We start from the raw sequence: 18,715 nt of genomic DNA, 5'->3' as shown, positions 1-18,715 counted from the left end.
ACGAGTGTACGCCACCGCAAAAGCGGGTAACGCACAGATCAAGGGTGGTAACGAACGCTGCGGCGCCGCCCTTCGCGACGGCACCGTAGAACGTGGCCGACTCGACAACCAGATAGATAATGCCGAGGCACGTCGTCGACGCTGCCTCGTTCGTGTTAGTGGCGCCACTTCCGAGATGGTTAGAGAGACAGAACCGGCATTTCAGCTGGCCGGCTGGGACTGACGCCCCACAGGACCGGCACTCGCCGTCGGTTATCGTCGGCACATCAGGGTAGCTACCTGTAGTCGTCGCGACGCGTTGCCGCCGGGGGGCACCCTCACACCTGTCGTCCAGCATCGTGTCCGGGATGTGGGATGCCTCGCCGGTGGGCCGTAGTTCCTCGAAATCTAGATAGCGATCACGCATCGATTGTTGAGGTTTGTCCCGGGTTCGTATTTCAACGCCAGGACCAGTAGTCCGCTCCGTCAGCTACTTGAGCATGGTTCATGATCTAAGATATGCGAACATCTTATACTTCATGAGAACGCAGATGGGAGTAGCAATTGGGATCCTATGAGCAGCAACGACACCAAGCACGTTCAAACTGAACTGAACGAGGACGAATACGAACGCTTCCGGGAGTTCGCAAGCGAACACGACCTCTCGCTGAAAGAAGCCGGTCACGAGGCGCTTCTCGAGTGGATCGAACGCCAGCAGCAAGCCGATCCCAACGACCCGGCGTTCACCGTTCTCGACGACCTTGATGACGGGTCCCTTCCAGCGTCGTCAGCGACTGACGCTCGCGAGGAAGACGATCTCGTCGACGAGTGGCACGGCAGCGACGAATCGTTCACGCTCGCCGACGACCCGTCCGCGCAATCCTGACCGTAAATGGCTGAACCAGTCGACACCCCGATCGGCACGGTCACAACCGAACATTTTCGTCCAGGACATGTCCGCCACGAGGTTGTCGTCGGGCCGAAATTCCTGTACGCATTGTTCAACCCTCAGGACCAGATGCACGCCGTCTCGCGAGCGTTCATGGCGTTCGTCCGCGACGGTGATCTCCCCTATCGTCGTCTCATCGTCAACGATCACATCGTCGACGAGGCCGCAACCCGGTTGAAAAAGCAAGCGTCGATGCGGAACGCCGCGTCGTTCCTGACGACACTGGATGAGAGCACGCTGTATCAGTTCGAATCCGTTTCCGAGGACGTTTTCGATGATGCTAAAACAACGTTCGTCGAGTGGACGGATCTGGATGCGTCACTCACCGATTTCACTGTTGCAGCCCATATGGAGGCCTTAGAGGTCGACCATATCCTTACGTACGACCGACACTACGATGCGTTCGACGTGACAACGCTTCCGTATCGTAATCAGGACTAGAGGTGCCAACCATGACCGAATCCCCGCGAGATGGGGTCCAATCGTGGACTGAGTCGATGAGCGCCCGCGACCGCATTCGAGCGGTCGCTGAGTCGCTTCGCGAACCCCGCTCAGTTAACTGGATCAGCGAGCAGGCCGACGCCGCCTGGAGCACGACCAACGAGGAACTCCAGGATCTCGTCGACGAGGGCCAGCTGCGCCGCGTCGAGGCCGGTGAGACGACGCGCTACCAGCCGGACTACACGCGCCTGCTCTTCGAGGAGATCCACACGCTCATCGAGGAAAACACCCGCGAGGAGCTACGCAACGAATTGGCCGCGATCACCGAGGAAATCGAGCAGTGGCAGGCGACTTACGAAGTTGAGACCTGGGAGGAGCTCGAACAGTCGCTTGCTGATGGCGATCTCGCAAGTGCCGAGCTTCAGGAACGCCGTGACGTGATTACGCGCTGGGAGGAGAATCTGGAAGACCGCCGACTCATCAAGCATGCGTTGGCGCTCTACTCGGATGTCGAAGCCGCTCGCGAACAGATGATCGACGCGACTGACCGCGACACAAACTAATTTTCGCGGTCGTCGAACGTGTGGGCGTCATCGAGGGCGACCCAGCTATTCCTCGGCCTGCTCGCCCAGCTTCGCTCGAAGCTCGACTGCTGCCTTCTCAAAGTGGTCCGCGGGGACCGGCGTTCCCGCCGTCACCCGCTCCTCAAGGAACGCAACGGCGTCAGTGACCGCATCAGCGTCGCGGTTCGCGGTCGCGACACAGTCAACATACCCGTCGAGTGCCTGACTGAACGCACGCGAGAAGTGGTCGTACGCGCCGTCGACGCGCTCCATGTTGTCGTCGAGGGACTCGACGAGTGCCCGGTAGACGGTCGCCGCTGACGCGTGCCGCTCCTGCTCGCGGTACTCGTTCGCGAGCTCGAACCACTGCGTGAAGTCGATCGGCTCGAAGACGACGTGGTACTCAGGGTTCGTCTCGTGGAACCGCCGATCGATCGAGGCACGAAGCTCACCGACCGACTGGCTCGTCGGCTCGCCAACGCCGGCGAGAAACCGTTCGCGGAGATCCGTATTGGTCGCAAGTTCGTCACGCAGGAACGCGCGGAGTTCATCGTCGTCGGCACTGTCGAGTGCGGCATCGAGTCGATCGCCGTCGTCTGCCGGTGGGTCGTCGACACACCGGAGCAACACGGCGACGACGTGCTTGCACGCTCCCGGCCTGTCGTACGGACAGTCGCACCACGGGGCAAACCCGTCTGCGGCGAGGTCAACACGGACATCGTACTGACGGCTGCCGCTCACGACGGCGGTAACGGTGCTGTCGACGCGGTGTATTTCGTGGATACGGCCCTCAGCAAGATATCGTTCGCCGCGTTCGAAGACTGCGTCGGTACAGATGTCTCGAACCGTGTCCTCGGTTACATCCATATGCGTGGCCGATGTTCCAGTGCGAACGGGAAAACCGGTGCGTCAATCTCGCTTTCGCTTCGGATTGGAACGGTCTCGCTCTGCGAGAAACCACGGTACTGTTGCAGTACTACGGAGAACAGCCTGGAGAGAGTCCTACTCGGTCGCGAGTTCGTCGTAGATCTCCTCGTGCTCGTCGAGGTCTTGGCGTCCGAGGAACCGAATGAGATACTGCCGTGCCTCTTCGGGGGACAGCTCATCGGGAATCTCGGGCTGCTCACTTTCAGCGGCCATCCTTATTCATCACTATGGCGGTCATCGTCATAATCGTTCGGTTCGTGTTGTTCATTGTCGCCTGTATCGAGCTTGGGATCTCTGGATAGCTGATCTGTGCCTTCGATGCGTGACAGCCACAGGTTGATGGTTGCCTCGTACTCCGGAGCGAGCGGCTCTGTGTGTGCTCTGAGATACTCGATCACGTCATCCCCATCGACAGCGCCCTCATCGGTCGCGAGCGCCTTCAGGATCTCTTTGATCTCTCGATCGTAATCGAAGCGGTGGCCATTCAGCGCGTAGAAAATCCGGGCCGACATAAGCGCCGTTCGCTTATTGCCATCGACGAACGGATGATTCGCCGCGATGAGTCGCAGCAGCTGGAATGCCTTCTCGTGGGGCGATTCGGGAACCTGGCCGAAATGGCCTTCCTGGATATGTTCGACGGTGTATTCGATATCACCTGGTGAAGAGATACCCGCTGTCGTGTCCGCATTTGACTCCACGATCAACTCGTGAATGTCACGGATATCAGCAGCCGACAAATAGCTGATCGACTCCGATTCTTCGCCCATTATCGATACCCTCTGTGAGGACGCTTATCTAACCTCTGCTTTCGCCGGTGCCCTTCGATTTACTGTATCACCCTTGGTATCCATTCTCTGCTCAGCATCCAGCTGTTGGAGTGTGTCTCGATGGGTCCGAATCGTTGTCGTTGAGATGTTAGCGGCTTCAACAACCCCGGACTGCGTCAGCCAGCGCCCCTCTTCGCGACCGGCCGTGTAGAGGCAGGCCGCGGCGAATCCGGCCGGATGGAACTCGTTGTCGGTGATGCTGAGGTTCAACGACGATACATCGCCGTCAATAATGCTGCTCGATACCCCGTCCTGAAGCTCTGACTCATACATTATGTGGTCGATCTTGTCGGTCCCATTTGAAATCGGGGGCATCGTCAGGGTCGGAGCGGTCAACTTTCGACCGGAGGCGTGGTACTCCTTTGACCTGAGCTATTCTACTGATAGGGACCTTTTGGTTATCTAATATATTCTGCTCAACGGTCGTGTCAGACACGTTTCTCTACAGTTACGTATTGAATCAAACACGCAAGACTGCGTCGGTGTCGGTCTCCGCCGGCGCGGACGTATTGGGATCACTATTCGGGACCATACGTGTTATCCGAACGTGTGGAACCGGAGATGTACCGACCGGTTACCGGCCGGTTCCCTCGGAGCCAAAGAAGGGGTCCGTATCTGTGTACCCATCCGTTTGTGTTCGAGGTCCGCCTCAACCCACAACCAAAATGAACTTTACCGTAGTCAAGGGTGCTATAGAACGATTCACAGCTGCTGTTTACAGTTGAAATAGATCTGAATTAGCAGTTGGAAAGATCCTGCGTATTGACCGCCGAGAATTCTACCAGCTCAGGAGAGTGTTCCGATAGGCGTACGAGAGAGGGTGTCATAGAAGTCTTCTCACACCCACACAGGAATCGCTCAGTACAGAGTGACTATTTAGAAACGAACGGCCCTGTCGAACTATTCACCACTCTTTTGGATCAGATTTTTGATTCGAGCGGGGATCTCCGCCTTACAATTCGGACAGCTGTAGCTGAGAGAATCGGCAAGAACGTGGATGAGCCAATCGTCGTTAATGCGGCTTTCGTAGCCGCACTGAGGGCAATAGAGCATTGACCTGTCGGAGGGCAGTTGCTTCGTAGCGGAAGTGGAGGACGCCATTTCCCCTCCTTCGGTCTGGCCAGGAATAACCGTTCGCATTACGACCCAAATGCGGAACGCGAGTCACCCGTGCCAACCGATCCCCAGTTCGGTCGACAAGCAAACGCATTCTATCGCCTGATTCAGCTGTGATTTCGCGAAATAAATGTCGTGCTAACTCTTCTATGACACCCTAGTACGAGACACAGAAGTTGAGTCCAGCACGTCGCACGGACGTCCGCACACACGAGTGGTGGCACCGAGCGTGCTCCATTGGTCAGGCTACCACCTCAACTCTCGCTCCGAGGGGCCGCGACCGCTCGCGGGCCCGAACACCGGTCGGTGCCCCTACGCTTGGCACTCTTTTTTCACGTTTCCTCCACCGATGAGATCGCCCACGTTAGAACCGCTGCCCGACACCTTGCCATCCGCCTGGGAGTCGCACACCGTCCCGTCGTTGCGGCCAACGAGCCCACCGACGTAATCCTCGGCATTGATTTGTGCACTCGCCGTACTTTCACGTACCGCCTCTTGGGGTGTCGTTGTCGCCGATGAGCCCGCCAACGTAGTCTCTCTCGGTGACTCGCGTACTCGAGGAAGAATTACTCACGTCGCCCACTAGCTCGGCGGGAGCGACCCGGACGCGGTCGCGGATCACGTGTTCGATGACGCTCACGAGTGGACGACGACTGCCGGCCTCCTTCCCGAGCGCGTCGACGGGAGCGGCGACATCCGGTGGAACTCGAACCTCCAGTGGAGCCACGCGACGTACCTGCTGCTCGTCGAGACCCACGTCCGCGACGAGGCGTTCGGACTGGCCCCCGACGGGCGGGGCGACTGACCGACCGGCGTGGCCAAACCCCTCAGGGGAACGGTTTCAGCGGGCGGGGGCGACTCGCGGCCGATTTCGCGCTCTTCCGCCGCACCTGTCCGTGATCACTCCGTCGGAACGCGGAGCCGCACGTCGGTTCCGGCCTCCGCCGTACGAACCGAGATGTCGCCGCCGGCCTGCGTGGTGATCATCCGAACCATCCACAGCCCGAGCCCGTTGCCGTGGTTGAGAGGCGTTTCCTCGCCGGTTTCGAGCGCGTTGGCTTCCATCTGCGGGAGCCCCGGTCCGTCGTCGCGCACGCTGACTTCGATCCAGCCGTCCTCCGGACTGCTGAGTTCGACCTCGACGTCGGCGTCGGGGCCCGTGTTCGCCGCGTTCTCCGCGAGCTCGCGGATTGCGTCGAGCAGCGTCGCCGGAACGCGCGTCAGCGCGTCGGCCGACACCTCGGTCGAAATCGTCGCGTCCGGGTACTCGTCACGAACCGGAGCCGTGGCGTCTGCGACCAGCGAATCGGGGTCCGCTCCCGTCGACTGGTCGATCCGCTGAGAGGCCCGGCGAATCTGCTTCACCCGCTCGGTCATCGACTCCCACTTGTCGAGGATGCGGTTGAGAGTCGCCAGATGCTCCGAGCGCGCGTCCCGGTCCGATTCCTCGCACATCAACTCCGCCCAGCCCCGGACCTTCCCGAGGTCGTTCCGCATGTTGTGTCGCAACACCCGATGGACGACGTCGAGGTGCTGCCGCTGGCGTTGCTCGGCGGAGACGTCCCGGCCAGCGACCACGATTAGCGAGGTGTCGCCGTCCTCGCGCGTCACGGGTTTCACCGACAGGTCGACCGTCACCAGCCCGTTCGCGCCGTACATCGTCGTCTCGTACCGGGTGCCCTCGCCCTCCGCGGCCCGCTCGACCGCGGTGCGGAGGTCGGTCCTCGCCGCGTCCGAGTGCTCCCACAGCGCCGTGTCGCAGAACCGCTCTCCGACGAGCGTTTCCCGCGTCTCCTCGCCGAACGCGAACTCCGTGTCGTTCACTTCCACGACCGTGCCGTCCGGGTTCAACAGCCCCGCGAACTGGAACGTCTGGTTGAACACGCTCTCGAACCGCCGGGCGCGCTCGCGCCTGTCGGTGACGTCGCGGAGGTACAGCAGCATCCCGTCGACGGCGCCGTCGTCCAGCATGTTCCGGCACTGCCCCTCGACGTTGAGCCACTCGCCGTCGCCCGACTCGAGCCGAAACTCCAGCTCTCGGTTCGAGTCCGACCGTTCGACGGCCTCGAAGAACGCCTCCATCGTCTCTTTCCGGTCGGTCGGGTGCGCGTGATCGAAGAGGTTCCCGCCGACGAGGTCGTCCGGTTCGTGCGCGAACACGTTCCGGCTCGACCCGCTGGCGTACGTGATCGTCCCGGCCGTGTCGACGACCGTGATCACGTCGTCGGACTCCTCGACGAACCGCTCGGTCCGACGCTGCTGGCGGCGTCGCTCGGTCATGTCGCGGACGATCATCGCGTACCCGCGGAACGTCCCGTCGTCGTGTTCGAGCCGGGCGTACCGGACGTCCGCGTAGAACCGGTTTTCGTCGGCTCGAACGTACCACCCCTCGTGGGCGCTCTGGCCGGCGATCCGGGCCTGGTCCAGCAGGCGATCGGACACCCCGACCTCCCGGTCGTCGGTCCGGTGAAGCTCGGCGGTCGACATGCCGACCGCCGCCTCCTCGTCGTAGCCGAACAGGCTCTCTGCGTTCTCGTTCCACGTCTGGATCCGCCCCTCCTCGTCGACGGCGAGGAAGGCGTACTCGTCGACGCTCTCGAGCAACAGGCGGAACCGCTCGCGCTCCGCGAACAGCTTCTGCTCGCGCTCCCTGCGGTCGGTGACGTCCTGTTGGATACCGATATAGTTCCGGACGGTCCCCTGGTCGTCGGTGACCGGTGTGATCGAGAGGTGACTCCAGTACTGCGTGCCGTCCTTCCGGTAGTTCTGGATGTCGAGCGACACCGGTGCGTCCCGTTCAATCGCCTTGCGCAGCCGCGCCCTCTGCTCGGGGTCGGTGTCGTCGCCCTGCAGGAACCGCGGGTTCCGGCCGAGCGTCTCCTCGGACGCGTACCCCGTCACCTGCTCGAACCCGTCGTTGACGTACACCAGCGGGTTGTCGTCTCGCGTCGCGTCGGCGATCTGGATCGCGACGGTGGCCTCGTCCATCGCCCGTTCTTTCAGTTCCAGCTCGCGCTCGCGCTCCTTCCGGTCCGTCTCGTCGCGCACGGTGCAGACGAGACGGCCGTCCTCGATGATCGTCAGCGAGAGCTCCGCCGGGAACGTCGTCCCGTCGGGGCGCCGACCGGTGACCGCCCCGCGCCATCTCCCCTCGGCCTCGAGCGCCGGGAAGGCCTCGGCCTCCAGCCGGTCGATCTCGTCGTCGTCGTACAGCCGCCGCCAGCTGTCCCCGAGAAGCTGCGCCTTGCTCTCGAAGCCGTACATCTCGACGTGCGTCTCATCGATGTACGTGTACTCGTCGCCGTCGAGAACGGCCACGCCGTCGGCCGCCTGTTCGATCGCCCGCTGGAACAGCTCGAGCTCCTCCCGCTGACGCTGCCGCTCGCTCTCGTCGCGAGCGGTACAGACGATCCGGCCGTCGTCGACGGCGGTGAGCGAGATCTCCGTCGGGAACGTCGTCCCGTCGGGGCGCCGGCCGGTGACCGTCCCGCGCCATCTCCCCTCTGCCTCGAGCGCCGGGAAGGCCTCGGCCTCCAGCCGGTCGATCTCGTCGTCGTCGTACAGCCGCCGCCAGCTGTCCCCGAGAAGCTGCGCTTTGCTCTCGAAGCCGTACATCTCGACGTGCGTTTCGTCGACATACGTGTACTCCCCGTTGTCGAGGATGGCGAACCCATCGGCGCTCTGCTCGATCGCCCGCTTGATCGACGTCAGCTGTCGCTCCCGTCGTTTCCGGGACGTGATGTCGCGGAGAACGCCTGCCGAGCCCCGGAACTCGTCGTCGCCGATCAGCGCGATGCGGTTCTCGACGATTTTGCGGCTCCCATCGGCGGTGTGGAGGTCAAACTCGGCCCGTTTCGACCGCTCGTCCTCCGCTATCAGGTCGACGATCTGTTCCCGGACGCGAGCGATGTCCGCCTCATCCATCCCGATCGACGGATCGGCGCCGATCACCTCGTCGCCGTAGCCGAACTCCCGCTTCGCCGCCTCATTGACGAAGGTGAACTCGCCGGCGGCGTCCAGCGCGTACACCGGGTCGTCGACCGCTTGGAGGATCGTCTCGTACCGCTCGAGTTCCTCGAACCGGTGCCGCCGTTCGATCTCGGTTCCGACCCACTGCGCGAGGAGCTTGACGAACTCGCGCTCGCCCGCTCGGAACGGCGCCGACCGCGGCTCCTCGCTGAAGAAGGCGACTGTGCCGTAACTCGCGCCGTCGACGAACACCGGCACGCCGATGTACGCGTCCACGCCCTCTGCGGCCGAGGACGCCGCGTACTCGGTCTCGGTCACGTCGGCGAACGCCACCGGTTCGGTCGGGTTCCCGCTGAGCGTGGCCGCGCAGACCGCCTCCGCGGCGTCGAACGTCGCCCCGGTCTCGTACGTTCCGGTCCGGTCGGCGACGCTCTCGACCGTGTACGTCTCGTCCTCGACGCGAGAGAAGATCCCCACGTCGAGTTCGACGTAGTCGCGGGCGAGCGAGAGCAGCTCCGCGACCGCCGCGTCGAACTCGGCCCCCGCCATCGTCGTCTCGTGGAACTGGTGGAGCGCCGCCGCGTCGAGCGCGGCCGCGTCCTGTCGCCGCTCGCGGTCCGGTTCGCGGCTCCCCCCGACTCGGTTCAGCGCCGCTGCAGCCGCCGATGCGACCCGCTCGATCAGGGCGGTCGTTCGATCGGCGGCTCCGTCCGCCGACGGGAGCGTCACGCGGAGGACGCCGTGATCGGCGACGGGCGCAAAGAGATCCGTTGTAGCCGTGTCCCCCGTTGTAGCCGTGTCCCACCCCTCGGCGTCGGCCTCCGCCACAAACGCGTCGCCCCTCGTGACCGACTCGGCTTCGATCACGGAACGCACGACCGAGACTGGCACCGCCTCGTCTCCCGATCTGTGAACGGCCTCGGTGGTGCCAGTCAATTCGAACGTCGTCACGGCGTCGGACCCCGCGTCGAGCCCGTGGTACGCGACGGTGGCGTCGGAGAGAAGCGACCGGATGACGGAGAGCGAGCGAGTGAGGACGGCGTCGACCGACTCGGCGCCGCCGAGCGCCTCGGCGAATGCCAGTAGCTCGTCATCCACGCTAGACGGACCAGCGGGATAGCACATGCGATCGTATCAACGCGCATGATTATTATCGTATCGGTGCGACCGATCGGTGTCGAGACCGAACGGCCGCAATCCGCCTCCGAGGAATTCAGATATTATCTCTGGGAATCAGCGCAACGCACTCAAGTAGGCACTCCGCGTAGGTCGGCCATGTAGAGTGACGGGAGATGAACGGCGCGGGGAAATTCGCACCGGGCACGTCGCCGTCGGAGGTCCTCGAACGAGTGACGGACCCGCTGTTCGCGCTGGACGAACGCGGCGCGCTTTCGTTCGTCAACGAGCCCGCCTCGGACCTGTTCGGAAGCGCGGACGGCGTCCCGCTGGATGAGACCGTCTGGGAGCAGTTACGGGACGGATTCGGCGCAGAAACAGCGGCCCGTCTTCAACACGCGTTCGAGACGCGTGAAACGCTGTCTGTGACCGCGTACGACGGCAGCGACCGGCAGTGGGTTCGCATCGGGACTCATCCGTCGGCGACCGGGATGACCGTGACCGTCTCGCCGGCGCCGGACGGCGACCGGACGCGGCTGTCGGAGGCCGCGGACGCGGCGATAGACGGTATCGCGATCCTCGACGACGAGGAGTACGTGTACATGAATCGGGCTCACGCCGCGATCTTCGATTTCGAGCCCGACGAGCTGCTCGGAGAGAGCTGGCGGCGGCTGTACGGCGACGCGGAGCAGGAGCGGATCGAACGAGACGTGTTTCCGCAGCTCGAACGAGAGGGGGAGTGGCGCGGTGAAACCGAGGGGCGGCGCCGCGATGGGAGCGGCGTCCCCCAAGACGTCTCGCTCTCGCTTCTGGACGACGGCACCCTCGTCTGCGTGAACAAGGACATCACCGAGCGGAAGGCCCGCGAGCGGGAGCTCGAACAGACCCGCGAGTTCCTCGAGCGCGCGCAGGCGAGCGCCGCCGTCGGCGGCTGGGAGGTCGATCTCACGACCGAGTCGTTACACTGGACCGACGAGGTGTATCGGATCCACGAGCTGCCGCTCGACGCGCGCATCAGTCTACAAGACGGGTTCGACTTCTACCACCCCGAGGACAGGGGGGTCGTCACCGACGCGTTCGACCGCCTCGTCGACGAGGGGGAGTCGTACGACCTCGAACTCCGGATCGTTACCGCGGAGGACCGGACGCGTTGGATCCGGACGGTCGGCGAACCCCGGACCGACGCGAACGGGGACGTGGTCGCGGCGGTCGGCGTGTTTCAGGAAATCACCGATCGAAAGCGGCGCGACGAACAGCTCGCCCAACTCCGCGAGCGGCTCGACTTGGCGGTCGAGGGCGCTAATCTCGGCGTCTGGGACTGGGACATGACGACCGACGAGGTCGTGTTCAACGACCGGTGGGCGACGATGCTGGGCCTCTCGCCGGACGATATCGAACCCAGTCTCGACACGTGGGAAGAACGCGTTAATCCCGATGACATCTCGCGTGTGAAGGCGGCTCTCAACGCTCACATCGACGGCGAGACCGAGATGTACGACTGCGATCACCGGATGCGTACGGCCGAGGGCGACTGGCTGTGGATTCGGGACGCCGGGAAGATCGTGGACCGTGACGCCGACGGCCGCCCGACGCGGGCCGTCGGGATCCATCTCGATATCTCCGCACAGAAGGAACAGGAGGCGGCGATCGAACGCGCCCGGAACGAGCTCCGGCAGATCATCGACCTCGTCCCCGACCTGATCTTCGCGAAACGTGACGACGGAACGTACCTCCTCGCCAACGAAGCGACCGCGGAGGCGTACGGACTGACGGTCGCCGAGACGGAGGGGTGTACGGACGCTGAAATCCTCCCGGACAGCGCCCAGTCCACTCACTTCCGGGCCGACGACCAGCGGGTGATCGAGTCGGACGAACAGCTCGAGATCCCCGAGGAGGAGCTGACGACGGCCGACGGCGAGACGCGGCTGTTCCAGACGACGAAGATTCCATACCGGGTCGCGGGCACGGACGACGACGCCATGTTGGGATACGCTCGGGACATCACGCCGCTCCGTCGATACGAGCACCGTCTCGAACGGCAGCGGGACAATCTCTCCGTCCTCAACAAGATCGTTCGCCACGATATCCGCAACGCGCTCCAAGTCGTCAGCGGAAGCGCAGAACTCCTTGAGCACCGTCTCGATACCGAGAACCACCGGCTTCTCAAGGCCATCCGGACGGCCGCCGCCGAAGCGGTCGACATCACCGTCTCGGCCAGGGAGGTCACGGAGCTCCTGATGGAGTTCGACAGCGACCCCGAACCGGTGGCGTTGACCCCCGTGCTGACCCGACAGATCGACGCTGTCCGCTCGAGCGATCGGTCGGTTAGCGTAACGAGAGTCGGGAAATCCGACGAGAAGCCCGTGCTCGCCGACGAGATGCTGAAATCCGTGTTCAGAAACCTGTTACATAACGCCGTGGTTCACAACGACGGCGACAGCCCGTCGATCCGCGTCTCGACGGACGCGCTTCCGGGCCGGGTCCGCGTCGCCGTCGCCGACGACGGTCCAGGGGTGCCGGACGACCTGAAGCGGACGGTCTTCGACGAGGGCACGCAGGGGATCGACAGCGAGGGGACGGGCCTCGGATTGTACCTCGTCAAGACGCTCGTCGACCGCTACGGCGGCGCGGTGTGGGTCGAAGACAGCGAGAGCGGAGGGGCTCGGTTCGTCGTCGAACTGCCGCGTGTAGACGCGGAGTGAAACGAACCGGTCCCGTTCGCGGCGACGCGCCGCATCCGACGCCCGCCGACACCGAGGAACGCGACTGTGCTATCCGCTCTCGCTCCAGGTGGGTGGCCGCCGCTCGCACCTGCCGTCGGATAGGGACGGCGCGGCGATGGCGCTTCGTTGGAGGGCCCAGCTACTCCGACCCGACAGCGTTGAGCGCGGCCGATCGCTAGCGGTCCATCGCCCGAGCCACGACGGTCTCGGACGCCTCGACGAGGGCGTAGTACTGGTGTACGTGCCCTCCCTCGTCGATGATTCGGCGCCCCCCGTCACGAACCCGGTTTCGCGGAGCCGGTTCAGCGACCGGTTCACGTTGCTGCGATCGCGGTCGAGGCGGTCGATCAACTCGCCTGTCGTCGCTTCATATACAACTTCTCAGTTAGATCGATGAATGCTTTCGGATGGATTATGTGGCGTTGGAGCCGATCGGCTGCTGGACCAGTTGGAGTAATTCAGGATCACCCAGATGTCGCGCGACTTGGTGACATTTGGCCCTTCATTTGAGACACTCGCGCCCTGTATTCAGCAGCGCTGTTTCGAATTCTCTGCCGCCTGTCAACAAGGGCGTGACCGATACAGAGGCTGTAGTCAGCCGCTGAACGATGTTATTTTCTCCGTCAATATCCTGAATTAGCCGGTAGAATTCGCCTGCGAATCTTGCGCTCAGGGTCTCGCATTCCGCAATTGATAAGACAACTCATCTATTTTAAATAGTATGTCAATTTTTCACACACCCTTAACCATCTCAGGGGACCCAAGTACGGTTCGCTGGGGGCTTTTTCTCATTTTCACCGGGATTGCGGTCAGTTGCTTCGTGGGTGCTGCGTACGGCTCACGGCTGCGGCGACGAGATACGCAGCTCGGGCTCAGAGCGGTCCTCTTTACCAACGGATTGTGGCTAGGGTTCCAAGCGCTTGGGCTGGTTACCACCAGCGAGTCGCTTAGCAACGCGCTCTACATTGGGGGACTCATCTGGGGGCTCACGGGCGTGGGTGCATGGATGTATTTTATTTCCGCGTACACCGGTCGGTCATACCATCGCGACCGACGTTACCGCGGACTCGCTGTTGGCACCTATCTCGGGCTCCTCATCGTTAAGCTCACGAACCCACTGTACGGACTGTACGTCTCGACGGAACTACAGCAAAGCCCGTATCTACACCTTGTGGTTGAACCGCAGTTGTTCTACTGGGTCTCGTTCTCGCTCACGTACGCACTCGTGGCACTGAGTTTCTATTGGCTACTCACGACGCTGCGTGAGTCGGCGTTTCCAAGTGGAAGTCTCGGGGCGCTCGGAGTTCTCGCGTTGTCACCGATCATCCCGCGGTTGGCTGTCAGCACGCTGCCGACCGAGATACTACCGCCTATTATGCTGGGATTGAGCTTCGAACCGGTCGGTGTGACCGCGTTTCTCGCAGGAGTGTTAGTGTTCGTTGGGAAACCCTTCCGACAGATCGAGCAGTCTGCCCGCTCACGATTCTTCGAGGAAGCCGACGACGCGACGTTCGTGTACGATACTGACGGTGAACTCGTCGAAACGAACACGCAGGGAGAGGAATTACAATCAGCGACCGATACTGACCTTACGACTATCGAGGCGTTCGAGCGGGCATTCAGTCCGATTGACGAGCTCGAGGATACGAATCCTGTCTCTGTGGAAGTTGGTGGCTCCACCCGATACTTCGAGGTAATAACGAACCGAATGGCCACCGGAGCTGAACTTGTCGGGACGGTCGCAACCGTTCAGGACATTACCGAGCGGCGAGCGCGAAAGCGCGAACTGGAGGAGCGGAAGAGAGAGCTCGAACTGAAAGAGCGAGCGATGGACGAGGCTATCGTCGGGATCACGATCAGCGATCCCGACCGCGAGGACAATCCGCTGATATACGCTAACGACGGGTTTGTCGAACAGACCGGCTACACCAGAGAGGAAACGCTCGGACGGAACTGTCGATTTCTCCAAGAAGACGATAGAGATCAGGAGGCGCTTGACGAACTCCGTGAGGCGATTGCCGCCGAGGAACCGGTGACTGTCGACCTGCGGAACTACCGCAAAAACGGCGAGCAGTTCTGGAATCGATTGTCGGTGACGCCGGTGTACGATGACGGCGAATTGGTCAACCACATCGGTGTCCAGCAGGACGTAACCGATGAAGTGCGCCGCAAGCAGCGGTTGTATGAGGAACGCGAACAGTTCCGCCTGCTAACCGAGAGCGTCAACGAGTACGCCTTTCTCATCGTCGACGAGGACGGAACCGTTCAAACGTGGAATACTGGTGCCGAGGACCTCTTTGGGTACGACGGTGACGCGGCGGTCGGAATGTCGATGGCTGAACTCCATCCTGAGTCCGACCGCGAGTCCGGCCTCCCGGAGCGGTTGATACAACAGGCGCGTCTCGCCGGCGAGAGCGCACACGAGGGCTGGCAAGTTCGCGCCGACGGGTCGGAGTTCTACGCTGACGTTCGGTACGCACCGCTCGAATCCGACGATGGGGTGTTTCGCGGGTATGCGGTAATTGTCCGCGACATGACCGAACGCCGTCGCCAACGGCGTCGAACCGAGCGATTCGTCGAAGAGTCCGAGGACGTCGTCACAATCCTCGATCCCGACGGGACAATCACCTACACCAGCGGGTCGGTGACGCAGGTGTTCGGCTACGACCCCGACGCCCTCGTTGGCGAGAACCTCTTCGATTACGTTCATCCAGACGGACGCGAGCACGCGATGGAGGCGTTCTTTAGTTCCGTTGAGGAAACCGAAAGCGTCACCGCAGAGTGTCGATTCAAATCTCCGGATGGCGGGTGGTTCAACATCGAAAGTCGATACCGGAACATGCTTGACGACGACGCCATCGACGGAGTGATCGTCTACCTCAGGGATGTGACCGAAGCCAAAGACCGTGCTCGGCGGTTCGAGAGCATTTTCAACCAGACGTTCCAGTTCACGGCCTTGTTGGACACCGAGGGGACGGTCATCGAGGTCAACGACGCCGCCCTCGAGTTCGGCGGGTTCGAGCGCAGCGACGTCGTCGGGAACCCCTTTTATGAAGCCCAGTGGTGGACACACTCCGACACAGTCTACGATGGGGTTCAGGACGCGATTGAGCGGGCCACAAGCGGAGATTTCGTGCGCTACGAAACGGATGTGCGTGGCGCTGACGGCCTCGCAACAATCGACTTCTCGATAAAACCCGTGACAGATGAGGACGACGACATTACCCTACTCGTTGCTGAGGGACGCGATATCACTGCCCAGCAGCGGTATAGTCGCCACTTGAACGTCATGCAGCGCGTGATGCGACACAACATGCGGAACGATTTGACAAAAGTCCGAGGCTGGACAAAGCTGATGAGCAGAGAGACGGACGCAAAAAAACGGGCGGAACAGTTCGAGACCATCAAACCGATTCTTGACAAGTGGGGAGAGATGATAGAGAAGATGAAACAAATAAAACGAGTTCTCAATCCCGAAGGCGGTGGGGCAGCCACGACAGAGGCTGGCCCACTGATCGGAGAGGTCGTTAGTGAAATCCGAGAGGAACACGAGGACGCAACGATCTTGACTGAGACATCTAACAACGGGTCGGTGCAGTTACAGACGACGCTCGGAGAGGCTATCCATGAGTTGATAGAAAATGCCGTGGAGCTGAACGATAACACTACAGTCGAGATCGAGCTCGTCGAGTTGGAAAACGAGTGGATTGAGGTCCGTGTGCGAGATGACGGCCCCGGTATGCCGGAGATGGAGGCGGATATCCTTGAAACGGGAGAAGAGACGCCACTCAATCACGGCGGAGGGCTCGGTCTGTGGATGGTTCGAATAATCGTCACGCAAGCCGGCGGTGATGTGTCCGTAGCGACAACCGACGGGACGGAGGTTAACTTGCGGGTGCCGGCTATGAGACGTTCATAAATTGTTGCTGTGAGCCAACAGCGTACGCAGTGAAGAGATCTCTGTGTCGGCGTGGTTGTCGTCAGAGACAATCTGCGTCAAATTGAATGAATGTTGGTTCACGCGAGAACACGGTTGAGAGTAAAACGGCGGAAGGGATATTTTATCGGCACGCTGCCGATGTTCAGTTGTCTGTGTTGACTGTGATTCCCATATATTTCATCGTATCCTAACTGTGTATAAAATAGACCATTACTCGTCGCGGTATACGTGTACCCTGTACTGAGCGGATCAAATTGTCCCTGATGCTGCTACCCCGGCGCGCCACATTCGCGCCTTCTATTCAGCACGGACTTTGTGTCAGTTGTAAAGAGTTCCAGCAGAGCCTTCTATTATATCTGAGTAGGCAGGCGTACAGGAAACGGGGGTTATCTGAACACCTACATTAGAACTAATTCTAGCCTTAATAATGGGCCTATACAGAGATGGCGAAACCATGTCGATTTAGGTACCTACCGCCGCGAATGCGACCACGAGCGCGAGGTACGCAGCGACGATGATGACCGCCAGTACCGGGATCAGCGTGAGATGGTCGTGACTCCCGTTGTTGCCATCAACCTCACCGCGTTCAACGGCGTCAACATCAACATCGCCGGATTCGATTGCGTCAGCGGAAGGCATCACCTCGGGGAGCCCCTTACGTCTAGCGTCGAACTTGTTGAGAACGAGCACTGCGATTGCCGTCAGAACGAGCGCCAGTGGCAGTGCGAAGTATGCCGTCTGAAGACCCAGCCCGTACAACACGAGGACGAGCACCGTGACCCCCGCCGCAGTTCCTGCGAATGGGACTTGGGTGTTAACGTGATCAATATGATCGGAGCCTGAGAAGATAGACGACATAACTGTCGTGTCGCTGATTGGTGAACTGTGGTCGCCATAGATAGCGCCGCCGAACAGCACCCCGATAAGCACGGGGAGGATAGAAGGACCGACCAGTTCATACCCAAGCGGGATTGCGAGTGGGGTGAGAATAGCCATGGTGCCCCAAGAGGTACCGGTCGTGAACGCGACAAACATTGCTGCGAGGAAGATTATGACGGGGAGGAAGCTCCCAGGAACACCGCTGCCGACCATTATATCCACAATCGCTTGGGCGGTGCCGACCTTCTCGGCAGCTAAACCGATCGACCACGCTAACACGATGATCGCGATGGCGATGTTCATCGTTTTGAATCCCTGGATGATGGTATCGCTGGCCGTTTCGAGGTCCATTGTCCGGTAGCCGAGTGATCCGACAAACCCGGACAGCATGAACGCGAAAGACCCATACAGAAGACCGAGCGCCACGTCAGTCTCTTGGAATGCCTTCGAGATACTAACGCCGGGATTTTGTCCACCACCCAGCCACCACATCGAGACCAAACTCACGACGAGCAACACAAAAATGGGGCCGAAGAAATTCACGAGGGTCGGGTTCCTGTCGCTCGGCTCGCCGACGTCCTGGGAGACGTCGGACAATGGCGTCGCGTCTTCCCGAATAGTCCGACCGGTGGAACGCGCCCGCCACTCGGCGTCAAGCATCGGACCAAAGAATCGCTGAGTAATCGCGATGAACCCGACCATGAAGAACGCCATGAAACAGTAAATGTTCCAAGGAATACTCTGGAGGAACAATCCGAAGGGGGTCATCCCGAGTTCCGCGGCGGTAACCGTAGCCGCCTCGAACCCGACGATAATCATTGAGACTTGGTAGCCGATCCAAGATGACACAGGCCCGAAGGTCGCCACGGGCGATGTCGTTGAATCAAGCGTGTAGGCGTGCATTTCCCGGGAGGAGTGGTTTTCCTGCGCGAGATCCCGTGTCGCGTTGCCTGTGACGATGGTGCTGGTATAAGAACTGAAGAAAATGAAGACTCCGATGAGCCACGTGAGGATCTGAGACTCGCGGGCGCTGTCAACACGATCGCCGATCCACCGCTCCAGTGCCAGGATGCCACCGGAGCGGTGAATGAACGCCGCACCCGCGCCCATGAACATTATGAGAATAATGAATTTCGTATTGAATGGCGACCGAAATACTTCGACGAGCCAGTCCATCGTGAGTCCTGTCGCCGCGATTGGATTCCAGTTCGCCACGATCATCGCGCCGATCCAGACGCCGGCGAATAGGGACACAAGCACCTGCCGTGTCGTCATCGCCAACACGA

Annotated in this window: 11 protein-coding genes and 3 pseudogenes; 6 read left to right on the top strand and 8 right to left on the bottom strand. The window is 61.3% G+C overall.

Features of this window, described 5'->3' with window-relative positions; translation table 11 throughout:
- Positions 1 to 55: 55 nt before the first annotated feature.
- A pseudogene (locus tag EO776_RS19525) lies at positions 56 to 406 on the bottom strand (hypothetical protein); the annotation flags it as partial.
- Positions 407 to 553: 147 nt separating this feature from the next.
- On the opposite strand from EO776_RS19525, the gene EO776_RS19155 reads away from it, so the two are divergent.
- Genes EO776_RS19155 through EO776_RS18230 form a run of 3 tightly spaced genes read left to right on the top strand, consistent with a single transcriptional unit; the run spans position 554 to position 1,932 of the window.
- Positions 554 to 865 (top strand): hypothetical protein, encoded by a 312-nt coding sequence (locus EO776_RS19155; RefSeq protein WP_049933181.1) that lies wholly within the window; start codon positions 554 to 556, stop codon positions 863 to 865.
- A 6-nt stretch (positions 866 to 871) separates the two neighbouring features.
- The gene (locus EO776_RS18235; protein WP_241898005.1) at positions 872 to 1,369 is read left to right on the top strand and encodes a type II toxin-antitoxin system VapC family toxin; all 498 of its coding nucleotides are present in this window, start codon (positions 872 to 874) and stop codon (positions 1,367 to 1,369) included.
- Positions 1,370 to 1,380: 11 nt separating this feature from the next.
- Positions 1,381 to 1,932: a DUF7342 family protein gene (locus tag EO776_RS18230; RefSeq protein WP_049933183.1), complete on the top strand. Its 552-nt coding sequence runs from the start codon at positions 1,381 to 1,383 to the stop codon at positions 1,930 to 1,932.
- 45 nt (positions 1,933 to 1,977) lie between these two features.
- Here the strand turns inward: EO776_RS18230 and EO776_RS18225 are convergent, their stop codons facing one another.
- From EO776_RS18225 to EO776_RS18215, 4 genes and pseudogenes are all read right to left on the bottom strand, one after another.
- The gene (locus EO776_RS18225; RefSeq protein ID WP_094494865.1) at positions 1,978 to 2,799 is read right to left on the bottom strand and encodes an SWIM zinc finger family protein; all 822 of its coding nucleotides are present in this window, start codon (positions 2,797 to 2,799) and stop codon (positions 1,978 to 1,980) included.
- Positions 2,800 to 2,934: 135 nt separating this feature from the next.
- Positions 2,935 to 3,072 (bottom strand): hypothetical protein, encoded by a 138-nt coding sequence (locus EO776_RS19150; protein WP_004043292.1) that lies wholly within the window; start codon positions 3,070 to 3,072, stop codon positions 2,935 to 2,937.
- A 2-nt stretch (positions 3,073 to 3,074) separates the two neighbouring features.
- A complete protein-coding gene (locus tag EO776_RS18220; RefSeq protein ID WP_094494864.1) occupies positions 3,075 to 3,626 on the bottom strand; it encodes a type II toxin-antitoxin system death-on-curing family toxin in 552 nt (183 codons plus the stop codon).
- A gap of 24 nt (positions 3,627 to 3,650) precedes the next feature.
- Positions 3,651 to 3,866 (bottom strand): annotated as a pseudogene (locus EO776_RS18215) (hypothetical protein); the annotation flags it as partial.
- 1,558 nt (positions 3,867 to 5,424) lie between these two features.
- Here EO776_RS18215 and EO776_RS18205 point away from each other — a divergent pair.
- Entirely contained in the window at positions 5,425 to 5,607 is a 183-nt protein-coding gene (locus EO776_RS18205; RefSeq protein WP_049933276.1) for a hypothetical protein, read from the top strand.
- 95 nt (positions 5,608 to 5,702) lie between these two features.
- On the opposite strand, the gene EO776_RS18200 is transcribed toward EO776_RS18205, so the two are convergent.
- Positions 5,703 to 9,869: a PAS domain S-box protein gene (locus EO776_RS18200; RefSeq protein WP_186279064.1), complete on the bottom strand. Its 4,167-nt coding sequence runs from the start codon at positions 9,867 to 9,869 to the stop codon at positions 5,703 to 5,705.
- 194 nt (positions 9,870 to 10,063) lie between these two features.
- Here EO776_RS18200 and EO776_RS18195 point away from each other — a divergent pair, with 194 nt between their 5' ends.
- Positions 10,064 to 12,589 (top strand): PAS domain-containing protein, encoded by a 2,526-nt coding sequence (locus EO776_RS18195; protein ID WP_129452668.1) that lies wholly within the window; start codon positions 10,064 to 10,066, stop codon positions 12,587 to 12,589.
- A gap of 244 nt (positions 12,590 to 12,833) precedes the next feature.
- Here EO776_RS18195 and EO776_RS19875 read toward each other — a convergent pair.
- Positions 12,834 to 12,976 (bottom strand): annotated as a pseudogene (locus tag EO776_RS19875) (helix-turn-helix domain-containing protein); the annotation flags it as partial.
- Between the two features lie 355 nt (positions 12,977 to 13,331).
- Here EO776_RS19875 and EO776_RS18190 point away from each other — a divergent pair.
- Positions 13,332 to 16,529 (top strand): PAS domain S-box protein, encoded by a 3,198-nt coding sequence (locus tag EO776_RS18190; protein ID WP_129452667.1) that lies wholly within the window; start codon positions 13,332 to 13,334, stop codon positions 16,527 to 16,529.
- A gap of 483 nt (positions 16,530 to 17,012) precedes the next feature.
- On the opposite strand, the gene EO776_RS18185 is transcribed toward EO776_RS18190, so the two are convergent.
- Entirely contained in the window at positions 17,013 to 18,704 is a 1,692-nt protein-coding gene (locus EO776_RS18185) for a Na+/H+ antiporter NhaC family protein (protein ID WP_049933572.1), read from the bottom strand.
- Positions 18,705 to 18,715 lie beyond the last annotated feature (11 nt).

This window comes from Halorubrum ezzemoulense (assembly GCF_004126515.1).
Lineage (GTDB): Archaea > Halobacteriota > Halobacteria > Halobacteriales > Haloferacaceae > Halorubrum > Halorubrum ezzemoulense.
Note: the sequence above shows the minus strand (reverse complement) of the source record. Positions and strands in the feature narration are given on the sequence as shown.